Origin of the sequence: Algihabitans sp., from assembly GCF_965226985.1 — a bacterium.
Lineage (GTDB): Bacteria > Pseudomonadota > Alphaproteobacteria > Kiloniellales > DSM-21159 > Algihabitans.
The window spans coordinates 2354771-2365000 of record NZ_OZ245712.1 but is presented as its reverse complement, the minus strand read 5'-3'; the positions used below and the strand labels follow the sequence as shown (position 1 = coordinate 2365000).

Below are 10230 nucleotides of genomic sequence, written 5' to 3'. Positions count from 1 at the left end.
ACACCCCGAAGATGTTCCAGTTCTACTTCCATAAGGACCGAGGCCTCAACCATGCGCTTTTGCAACGCGCAAAGGACGCCAAGTTCGATGTCATGGCGCTCACGGTTGATACGATCACTGGCGGGAACAGAGAACGAGATCTCAAAACAGGATTTACCTCGCCGCCTAAGTTGACGCCATCGAGCATTTTCAGTTTCGCGACTCACCCTATGTGGGCCTGGAATTTCTTGACCAAGCCGAAATTCGACATGCCTCATCTGTCCGGATACGTCTCTGAAGGGACAAGTCTGGCCGTATCCGTCGGAGACTACTTTTCGACCATGCTGGACCAATCGATGAATTGGAAAGACGCCGAAAAGCTGTGTAGGGATTGGGACGGCCAATTTGCATTGAAAGGCATCATGAGTGTCGAGGACGCTAAACGCGCCGTGGATATAGGATGTACAGGCATAATGGTATCCAATCACGGAGGACGGCAGCTCGACGGATCAAGGGCTCCGTTCGATCAACTCGCAGAGATTTGCGATGCCGTTGGTGACAAGATCGACGTTGTCTGCGAAGGCGGAATTCAACGCGGAACTCACGTTCTCAAGGCCCTTTCGGTTGGAGCCAAAGCCGTTTCAGGAGGCCGGCTCTACCTATATGCCCTGGCCGCCGCCGGCCAGAGAGGTGTGGAAAAGGCGCTCGAGAACTTCAGGATTGAGATTGAGCGCGACATGAAGCTGATGGGCGTGGCTCGCCTGGATCAGTTGTCCAGAGAAAATCTTCGCACCCACTGACATCGTCTACTCAATAGCCTTGAATGGACAAGAAACCTGAGCTTCGCCTATGGCAGCCTCTGGCCGAAGGCAGCCGTTGAAGCCATTTTTTGGATTAACTCTGTTCTTTATGCCGCCGCTTTGAACAGCCTCTGTGGCTGACGAGGGTGGACTAAAATACCGCCACTCCCGAAAGGGACGTGCCGGTATTCTGCTTTCGGGCTCAAGTTTCCGACAGTTTCTCCCGTTTCTCCGCGGACCAGTCGAAGATCGCCTTAGGTGGAATCGCTTTGGCGATCCCACCTAAGGCGATCCCGCTCTAACGCCTGGCATGCGGTCGTGAAAAAGCATCCGTTTGCGAGCCGCCTTGCATCGCTCGGTGTTGCGTGATGGCCCGTCGTGGATCGGTCGGAGCTCCGGCTGGAGCGACGGCCTGGGCTGAAACGGGTTGGGCTGAAACGGGTTGGGGCTTCGCCGTGGGCAGAGAGACTCTGCGCCGACGATTCCGGCGGACCCGTGTCGCCAGCGCGTCGATGAAGGCAACGGAGACAAACAGCAGACCATAGAACACAGCCATAGCTGCGGAGGTGGCGGCGTCCAGGACATAGGCGACCCAGAATCCCCCGAGGGCTCCCACGATAGCGAAAACGGCCGTGAGGACGAGCATGACTGAGAGGTGTCGGCTGATCAGGTGGGCGGTCGCGGCCGGAACGACCACCAGCGATATCACGAGGATGGCGCCGGCGGCGTGGAAAGCGGCAACCACCGTGACCGACACCAGAAACATGAGCGCGGTGTTCAGCAGTCCGGTACGCAGGCCCAGGACGGCCGCGAACTGATCGTCGAAGGTCATTACCTTGAGCTTGGGGTAGAACATCGCGATGAAGGCGATGTTCACGGCCAAAACGGCGAGCATGACGTAGAGGTACTGTGGGCCGATCGATACGCCGTTCACGATGAGCGGGCGAAAGGCCGCCAGATTCAGATCGCCGACGAGGACGACATCCGTGTGAAGGTGGAGGTTGTTGAAGTCCAGGGTGATCAGGATGACGCCGGCAGCGAAGAGCGCAGGGAAGATCAAGCCTTGCGGAGCGTCTCCGGTGATCAGCCCTGTGCGGATCAGCCACTCGTTGCCGAGCACGACCAGCAGTCCGGCCAGCGCTGCGCCGAAGATGAGCCAGGGTGAGTTCAGGTCGAGGGTGAAAGCGTAGCCGACGACGATCCCGGGCAGGACGGCGTGAGCGATTCCTTCCACGAGCATGGAATTCCGTCGCAGGACGACGAACGCGCCGGGCAGAGCACATGCCAGTGCGGTGACGACAGCGAGCAGACTCGTACCGACAATGAAGCTCATCTGTCCTTCGTTTCGATGAGCAGCTCGTGCCGCAGGGTCTCACGTGCCCGCGCGCGGCGCAGGGCTGTGGTCAAAATGCTGCGCCGCGGCGAAGCCAACAAGGAAATCAAGAATATCACGAAGAGTGTCAGAACGATCAAGGGTCCGGTCGGGACGTTGCCCAGGGCGACCGACAGATAGGCTCCGACACCGCTTCCGATCGCGCCGAACGCGCCGGACAGGGCGACCAAGCCCGGCAGGGTGCTGGTCCACTGCCGGGCTGCGGCGGGAGGTGTGACGACGAACGCAATCATGAGCACGACGCCGACCGCCTTCACGCCGATCACGATGGCGATGACGATTGTGGTGAACATGAGCGTATCGATGACGCCGGCGCGGAAGCCGAGCATCGTCGAGAGGACCGGATCGAAGGTCCGCAGCGTGAACTCCTTCCAGAACACCAGCATCAGGAGCAGGGCGAGGGCACCGACGGCGGTGCTGGTGGTTAGGTCCGCGATCGTGATGACGGAGGCGTTGCCGAAGAGGTAGTCGTCGATGCCGCCCTTACCGGCGAAGGGGCCGTTGGTAATGATGCGCAGCAGAAGCATGCCGGCGCCGAAGAAGACCGTCAGCGAGATGGCCATGGCCGTGTCGATCTTGATCTTCGTCCGCGCTGCGATCGAATTGGCGAACAGCGCCGCGAGTGTGCCGGTAGCGACTGCGCCGACCATCACGGCCAGCATGTTGCGCCCGCCCACGCCCAGGACCACGACGGACGTTAGGAAAACCAGCAGCGCACCGGGTAGGGCAGAGTGGGCGACGACGTCGCCAATCAGCGACTGTTTGCGCAGATATGCGAAGGACCCCAGGGTACCGGCAACCAGCCCGATCACGGAGGTGCCGAAGAACACCATCCGGAAGGTGTGGTTACCGAAGAATTCGATCGGATCTATCACGGAGCTAAACTGCGGTTTCCAGGAACGCCTCGGCACCTTCCCGGGCTTCGTAGGCGGTGCGAATGTTCTCCTTGGTGAAGACCTCGTCCGCCGGACCTGAGGCGATCACGCTACGATTGAGCAGTGTTACGTGGTTACAGTAGTCCCGCACGGTGGCGAGGTGATGATGCACGATCACGCAGGTCTTTCCTTGGGCGCTGAGGTCATGTAGCACCTCGACCATCGCTTGCTGACTCTTAGCGTCGATGCTCTGGAACGGTTCGTCCATGAAGTAGAGGTCCGGAGCCTGCACGAGGCTACGGGCAAGGAAGGCCCGCTGGCGCTGCCCGCCGGACAATTCACCGATCTGCCGGGAGGCGAGCTCGGGGATGCCTGTCTGCTCCAGTGCAGCCATCGCCCTATCATGCTCGGGCTTGCCGGGACGCCGGAACCAGCCGAGCTCGCCGTAGGTCCCCATCGTGACCAGATCGATGACGGTGGTTGGGAAGTCCCAGTCCACGCCCGTGCCTTGGGGCATGTAACCGACCCGGTGACGGACCTGATCCAAAGGCCGTCCGAAGAATCCCGAGGTGCCGGAAAGCGGCTTCACGAGGCCGAGCATGGCCTTGATGAGCGTCGACTTTCCGGCACCGTTGGGACCGACAATGCCCATCACGCTGCCGACCGGGACACTGAAGTTCACCCGGCGGAGCACCGGGTCGGCGCGGTAGGCGACCGATAAATCCCAAGTCTGACAGGCGACGGCGCTGTGCTTCTTATACTCCACCAGTGCCTAGTGCCTCTGCGACGGTGCGAGCGTTATGGCGGAACACGCCCAGGTAGGTGTCGACCCCGGGGTCGGCGCCCAGAGAGTCCGCGAACAACTCCGTGTCGGAGACCTCAACCTCCCAGCCCAGGGCGCTGACGGCCTCCTGCAGGCTGGTGATTGCCTGGGGGTTGGCCAGGTTATCCTGGAATATGACCGGAATCTTGTTCTCGGCGATCAACTCCGCCAGATCGCTCATCTCCTGGGGGCTTATCTGCGCGTCGGAAGATACGAAGTCGGTCGCGTAGACCGTGATGTCGTAGGTCTCGCCGAAGTAATTGAAGGCATCGTGCCCGGTGATCAGGATGCGCGACGCTGCCGGGATCGTCGACAGCAGTTCCTCGGCCTCCGCGGCTGCGGCCTCGATCTCGGCGATGTAGGCCTCGGCGTTCGCCTCATACTGCGCGGCGCTGGCCGGATCGATCTCGCCCAGCTTGTCGGCAACATACCCCACGATCAGCGACCAAGCCTCAGGGCTGTTCCACACGTGCGGGTCGTGCAGCGCATTGCCCTCAGCGTCGGTCTCTGGCCAGTCCAGAAGCAGTTCCTCGGGAAGCAACTCACCGACGGCGATCTGCTTGTCGCCCAGGCTCTCCAGCAGGTCATCCATCCGGGCTTCCAGATTCAGCCCGGTCCAGACGACCGCGTCAGCGTTCTGGATTGTCTCGACGTCCTGAGTCGACGGCTGGTAGGTGTGGGGGTCGCCCCCTGGCCCGACCATCGTGATGATCTCCGCCTCGGGCGCGATGTTCGCGACCGCGTCGGCCAGGTAGCCGGTCGTCGCGTAGACCGTCAGGCCGTGAGCGAAGGCAGCCGTTGATGAGGCTGCCAGCAGCACTGCGGCACTGACTGCCACGCCGATTCCTGAGGTCCATCTAGAGTGTGTTTGCATCACGTTACCTCTCTGTTTTGTCCAAAGCGGTCCTTCGTCACACATAACCCGACAGCGGTCGAAGGCAGAGTGCCACCGTGCCAGCCATTCGGACTATTGCGCCCCCTTATCCAACCTGCCGAGCCCGAAGCTCAGAGGTAAGACAGGTGTGGGTCCGGATCGGTCAATTCGCAGCAGCGCATATAACCCTGAGTAGACGCAAATGATAATTATTCTCATACAAGGGACTTGTCCAGTGGCCAAATGATGGCGAGCCCGACTCTCAGCGTCGGTCGTTGAAAGCCCGCCCTTGTCCGCCGTCTGCTCGACGTCGCAGGCGCTTGGAACTCCCTCCATCACCCGCGCGAGAGTCTGCTGTGGGCATCAACACCTTTGCCCAACCGGCCTCACCTGCTCACTTGGCCTCTTGGATTAGGCTGGCTTCTCACGCCGCTGCCCGGACGAGGCCCTGCTTCTGTCGACGGGCGCATGCCCTCGTAACCAGTTCGACAAACCGTGGCTCCAGCGGCGCCGCATAAGCCCGAGAACGAGATGGCTTAAGAGCACTGACTTTCGCTTCTTTGTCGCGCAGTCGAGACCCTGGGTTCCCTTCCAGCAACAGGCCCAGTAGTCCCCGTCACAAAATCCCCGTCACGAATCATCGCGCCAGGTGGGCGCCGCCGTTGACCGGGATCACTTGGCCTGTCACGTGTCGCGCTTGCGGAGAGGCGAGAAAGGCTACGACGGCTGCGATGTCGTCCGGTTGTCCTGCCCTTTTGGTGAAGGCCGCCTCGGTCAGCGCTGCCCGGCGCTCGTCGGACAGCTTCCCGTGAAAGAACTCCGTGCTTTCTACCAGCCCCGGTGAAACGACGTTCGCGGTGATTCCGCGGGGGCCGTGGGACCGTGCCAGATCCGCTGTCCAGGCTTCGACCGCCGCTTTGGCTGCACCGTAGGACCCGCCCCCGCCATTGCGGCCGGCGATCGACCCGATGGTGATGATACGGGCGTTGTCGGCGAAGCGAGCCTCGAAGGCGGTGGTGACCAGCACGGCCGTCAAGACGTTCGCCGCGAAATTGGCGTGCCACCGCGACGCCACCTGGGCCAAGCGTGCTGACCTCGGCGTTTCCTCGGCCGTCTCTTGAGAGGCCGAGCCGGCGAGGTCGGTGTTGCCGCCCGCGTTGTTGATCAAGACATCGATGCGATCCGGCAGTTGGTCGAGGGCAGCCGCCACGGCTTGCGGATCGGAAGCGTCGAACGTCACCGCCGTCGCCCCTATGGCCTTCGCGACATCGTCCAGCAGCTTGGCGCGCCTGCCGGTGACGAACACTCTGTCGCCCTGAGTGGTAAACTGCTCGGCGCAGGCGCGACCGATACCGGTCCCACCGCCAGTGACGACGACTGTACGCGGCATATCTCAACTCCCGAACTCTGCTGTTGATCGAAATATCGTTAAGGCCTAAACATCTTTCATGTCAAGGATGGATCAAAGCGGCAAGCTGCCGGAAAGCAGGAGCGGGCCAGACGCGCCTGACGACATCGACCGGATCCAGAGAGAGTGGGTCCGGATAAGGCCGGATCTGCCCGTAAGGTCGATCGGGGTGATCACGCGCGTCTGGCGGATCGCCAAGCTTCTTTCCGACGACCGGCGCCGCACGATGAACGAGCTGGGCCTCGAGCCGGCAATTCGCGATCTCCTGGCGAACCTCAGGCGATCCGGGGATCCTTTCCGCCTCAGAGTGCATGAGCTGGCCGAGCGGTGTCGGGTGAGCAAGAGCGCGATCACCCAACGCGTGGCACGCGCCGAAGCCGCCGGCCTGGTGCGGAGCACACGCTCGGCCTCAACCGACAAGGTGGCAGACAGCGGGCCCGCACCGGAAAGAGATCTGAGAGCGGTTTGGATCGAACTTACGCCTCGGGGAAAGGACCTCGTCGACTCCACCGTGGAGTCGCTGCTCCACCATGAGGAGACTCTCATCGAGGAGCTGGGGGAGGACGACATAGCCGAGCTGTCGAGCCTCCTGCGGCGGCTCCTCCATCTGCTCGAAAAGCGCTGACTCACTGGTCGTCCCGCGAGGGCTACGATTGGCCGGGCCGCAGGTTTGAGTTTCAGGTTTCCGCCAGTTCGTCGGCCGGAATGGGGCAGTCGGTGCAGACGCGATTGTCACAAAGCCGACAGAGCGTGCGGCGCTGGCTCGCTGTCGTTTCCATGGAGAACAGCATCTTGTGGAGCAGCGCCGCGAGGGCCTCCTGCTCCACGTCGGTCAGCCGGGTCAGCAGCGGTCGGATGGCGGCGAGGCGGCCCTTCAGAAGCTCCTCGCGTAGGGCCATGCCCCGCTCGCTGAGGTACAGCGCGATCGTACGCTTGTCTCGCCCCTCGCGACGCTCGACAAGGCCATCGGCGACGAGCCGGTCGACAAGGCGTACGCTGCCCGGGTGCGACAAGCCGAGAACGCGCCGCAGCTGATCGTTGGAGGGGCCGGAGCCGTATCCGATGACGATCAGAGCCGCCGGCGTCTCACCGCCGTGGCGAAGGATGTCATGCGCGGCGTCTCCAATGCGGTCGGCGACGGCCAGCCCGACGACACCCAGCAGATTGGCAGTACGGTCGATCATCGCCGGCAAGTTATGTGCGGCGCGCACGAATTTCAACTTGACAATATGTGCGCAGCGCACATTATTGATGCCGTGGCTCTCTAGGTGCTGTTTGGCGTTGCCGCTGAGTGGCGGCGCCTTCTCGGAGTGAAGCGGGCCGGGGCATTGAACCGAGGCATTGAGAGGAACCCGGGCGGAGGGCAGAAGATGCCGGATAGAACTCGCAGACGTGTCCTCGTTGGCGCGGGACTCTATGCCGCGACCGCGCTTGTTGGGTGTGGCAAGGCCCACAGTCTGGAGTCCGGTTCCGACGGCCTGGAATTGAGCGCTGCCGACTGGGATGCGAACAGCCCGCCCGAGTTGGAGTTTTTGTTCGAGGCGCGTGTCCAGCTTCACCTTCCGCCGCTGGACGTGGGGCCGACGCCTGAGGGGACGCGTCTTATCTTTCTCGTAAAGGGCGGCACCTTCGAAGGACCTCATCTGCGCGGGCGAGTCGTGCCCGACGCTGGAGCCGACTGGGTCCGCATCCGGCCGGACGGGATAGGCATTCTCGATGTGCGCTTCTGCCTGGAGACGCACGACAAGGCCTTGCTCTACGTCTATTGGCAGGGGCGCTTCTGGTCGGCACCGGAAGATGCCGACTACGCGACCGATCTTGAAAAGGCCGACGATCCAGCCGGTGCATGGCGCTACTACTTCCGTGCGGCGCCGCAGTTCGAGACCGGCGATCGTCGCTACGCTTGGCTCAACAACGTCATAGCTGTAACCAAGTCCCGAACGGGCGATGGCGGTCCGATCCACCGCGTCTTTGCTGTAAAGTGACTGATGGCTCGCGCTGTCGTACAGGTCTCGCTTTTCCCAACTGCGCTCGGCGACTGCGGTATAGCCTGGTGCGGTGACGCGGTCGTCGCAACGCGCCTTCCCGACCAGAGCGCCGGCGAAACCAGCCGTCGTCTGGCCGCGCGAACGGGTGCGATGAAAGGCGAACCGCCGACCGCCATTCGCCGCGCTATCGCGTCGATGACCGCTCTGCTTGAGGGGGAGGGGACGGATCTCACGTTCGTTGCCTGCGACTTCGGCGGCATCGACTCCTTTGCGGCAGAGGTCTATGCCGCGACCCGCGCGATCCCGGCCGGCAAGACGACGACCTATGGCGCCATTGCATCGCAACTCGGCGATAAACGGCTGGCCCGCAACGTCGGAGAGGCCCTTGGCCTCAACCCGCTGCCGATCATCGTGCCGTGCCATCGTGTCATCGGCGCGGGCGGCAAACTCACGGGATTTTCCGCGGCCGGCGGCGTCGCGACGAAGCTCAAGATGCTCGCGATAGAAGGCGCGCAGCTCGGCGGCCCGCCCACGCTGTTCGATAATCTCCCGCTGGCGGTGAGACCGCGAAGGTAACGCCGCCGATTTTCGCCTCTTGTGAGCGGAATCCTGTGGCCCGCCGTGCGGCGAGACCTTGTCCGGTAAGGTCGGGGTGAAGGGATACGAACTGGAGCTGTCGCCGAAGGGCTGGGCAAAGGCGCGTTATACGGTCAGGGTCACCACCCACTTATGCTTCCCGATCTTCCGCGATCGCTCGAAGCCGAGACGCTCGAAGGTCGAGAGCGCTCCGTTGAACAGAAACGCCGGCGATGCTTTTCGGCCCTCGATGTCGTCCGGGTATCCCTCGATGCGCCCGCCGCCGAGCTTTCGGATCTGTGCGACGGCACCTTCGAGCGCAGCGGAGGCCACACCCGTGCCGCGATGGCCCTTGCCGGAAAAGAAGCAGGTGATCCGCCAGTCGGGGAGCGCCGGAGCACTTGCAAGATAGGCACGTCGGTTGTGGATACGCGGAAGCTCTTCGGGTGATCCGAACTGACACCAGCCGACGCAGTCGGAGCCGTCAAAGACAAGAGAGGCGTGGGCCCGTCCTTCCCGGACGCGGCATTCCTTCGCCTTGCGCTTTTCTGCCGGGGAGTCGTCCGAACCCTTGTCCGTCCCGTGATACCACATGCACCAGCAGCCGCCCCAGACACCGTTGTTTGCCTCCACCAGACGCGCGAAGGCGGGCCAAGTCTCTGCATCGAGTGTCTTGGTTTCGTATTGCGTTGAAGGTCTTCTCGACATCGACCATTATTATGTGCGTAACGCACATATGGTCAAGTTACGAGTCTTCCAGGATGAGGCTTGCCGCCTTCTCGCCGACCATGATGGCCGGCGCGTTGGTGTTTCCCGAGGTAATGGTCGGAAAGATCGAGGCATCCGCCACTCTTAGACCGTCCAGTCCGTGAACTCTCAAGCGTGCGTCGACCACATCCTGCGACCTGTCGGGCCCCATGCGACAGGTGCCGACCGGATGGAACACGGTGCCGGCCCGCATGCGGCAGCCGACAATCAGGTCCTCGTCGGATTGGACCTGGGGGCCGGGCGCGATCTCCGCTTCGATCACCGCTGCCAGAGACGGTGCCGCGGCGAGCAGCCTGATCAGCTTGGCTGCCTCCAGCAGGTCCTGAACATCCTCGTCCGTCGCCAGATAGTTCGGATGGATCGCCACCGCTTCAAAGGGGTCCTGAGAGCGGATTTCCAGATGTCCCCGGCTGGTCGGGCGGGTCGGTTGCGCCCCCAGTAGGAAGCCGGAAAAGGGGTCGGGATTCATCAGGGGCCGTTTGCCGGGCGGCGCCTTGGTGTAGCTGACCGGTGAGAAGAAGAGCTGCAGATTCGGGTTGCGCAACCCGGGGCGCGACTTGACGAAACCGCCGGCCTGATTGACTCCCAGGGACAGCGGACCGCGCCGGGTCAGTAGCATCATGGCTTCCCGCGATCCGACAGAGGCCTGCGAGGCGGCGTAAAGAAACGAACTTGAGAACGATTCGCAGCGAAGCTACGGTCGGAGTCCGCTAGATCTTATCCCGTTTGTCTTGCCGACCGGCACT

12 protein-coding genes (1 of these 12 running past the window's edge) are annotated in these 10230 nt (G+C 62.6%); 4 read left to right on the top strand and 8 right to left on the bottom strand.

Features of this window, described 5'->3' with window-relative positions:
- Positions 1-779: the 3' portion of an alpha-hydroxy acid oxidase gene (locus tag ACO054_RS10890; RefSeq protein WP_421706600.1), read on the top strand. It extends 370 nt beyond the left edge of the window; only the last 779 of its 1149 coding nucleotides appear in the window; the start codon falls outside the window, past its left edge; the stop codon is at positions 777-779.
- Positions 780-1077: 298 nt separating this feature from the next.
- Here the strand turns inward: ACO054_RS10890 and ACO054_RS10885 are convergent, their stop codons facing one another.
- From ACO054_RS10885 to ACO054_RS10865, 5 genes are all read right to left on the bottom strand, one after another.
- The gene (locus ACO054_RS10885) at positions 1078-2112 is read right to left on the bottom strand and encodes a metal ABC transporter permease (RefSeq protein ID WP_421706599.1); all 1035 of its coding nucleotides are present in this window, start codon (positions 2110-2112) and stop codon (positions 1078-1080) included.
- A complete protein-coding gene (locus ACO054_RS10880) occupies positions 2109-3047 on the bottom strand; it encodes a metal ABC transporter permease (RefSeq protein ID WP_421706598.1) in 939 nt (312 codons plus the stop codon). Before ACO054_RS10880 ends, ACO054_RS10885 begins: the two co-directional genes overlap by 4 nt.
- A gap of 4 nt (positions 3048-3051) precedes the next feature.
- Positions 3052-3813, bottom strand: coding sequence for a metal ABC transporter ATP-binding protein (locus tag ACO054_RS10875; protein WP_421706597.1), 762 nt, complete (start codon positions 3811-3813; stop codon positions 3052-3054).
- Entirely contained in the window at positions 3803-4708 is a 906-nt protein-coding gene (locus tag ACO054_RS10870; RefSeq protein WP_421706596.1) for a metal ABC transporter substrate-binding protein, read from the bottom strand. Before ACO054_RS10870 ends, ACO054_RS10875 begins: the two co-directional genes overlap by 11 nt.
- Positions 4709-5381: 673 nt before the next feature.
- Positions 5382-6134, bottom strand: coding sequence for an SDR family NAD(P)-dependent oxidoreductase (locus tag ACO054_RS10865; protein WP_421706595.1), 753 nt, complete (start codon positions 6132-6134; stop codon positions 5382-5384).
- Between the two features lie 187 nt (positions 6135-6321).
- Here ACO054_RS10865 and ACO054_RS10860 point away from each other — a divergent pair, with 187 nt between their 5' ends.
- Positions 6322-6777 (top strand): MarR family winged helix-turn-helix transcriptional regulator, encoded by a 456-nt coding sequence (locus ACO054_RS10860; protein WP_421706594.1) that lies wholly within the window; start codon positions 6322-6324, stop codon positions 6775-6777.
- 52 nt (positions 6778-6829) lie between these two features.
- Here ACO054_RS10860 and ACO054_RS10855 read toward each other — a convergent pair whose 3' ends face one another.
- On the bottom strand, positions 6830-7336 hold the full coding sequence (locus ACO054_RS10855) for a MarR family winged helix-turn-helix transcriptional regulator (protein WP_421706593.1): 507 nt from the start codon (positions 7334-7336) through the stop codon (positions 6830-6832).
- Positions 7337-7522: 186 nt separating this feature from the next.
- Between ACO054_RS10855 and ACO054_RS10850 the strand changes: the two genes are divergently transcribed.
- Together ACO054_RS10850 and ACO054_RS10845 are read left to right on the top strand one after the other, a co-directional pair.
- Positions 7523-8137, top strand: a complete 615-nt coding sequence (locus ACO054_RS10850; protein ID WP_421706592.1) for a DUF3237 domain-containing protein — start codon at positions 7523-7525, stop codon at positions 8135-8137.
- Positions 8138-8290: 153 nt separating this feature from the next.
- On the top strand, positions 8291-8716 hold the full coding sequence (locus ACO054_RS10845; RefSeq protein ID WP_421706591.1) for a methylated-DNA--[protein]-cysteine S-methyltransferase: 426 nt from the start codon (positions 8291-8293) through the stop codon (positions 8714-8716).
- 126 nt (positions 8717-8842) lie between these two features.
- On the opposite strand, the gene ACO054_RS10840 is transcribed toward ACO054_RS10845, so the two are convergent.
- Both ACO054_RS10840 and ACO054_RS10835 read right to left on the bottom strand, forming a co-directional pair.
- A complete protein-coding gene (locus ACO054_RS10840) occupies positions 8843-9424 on the bottom strand; it encodes a hypothetical protein (RefSeq protein ID WP_421706590.1) in 582 nt (193 codons plus the stop codon).
- Between the two features lie 37 nt (positions 9425-9461).
- Positions 9462-10106 (bottom strand): GMC family oxidoreductase, encoded by a 645-nt coding sequence (locus ACO054_RS10835; RefSeq protein WP_421706589.1) that lies wholly within the window; start codon positions 10104-10106, stop codon positions 9462-9464.
- Positions 10107-10230: the final 124 nt, after the last annotated feature.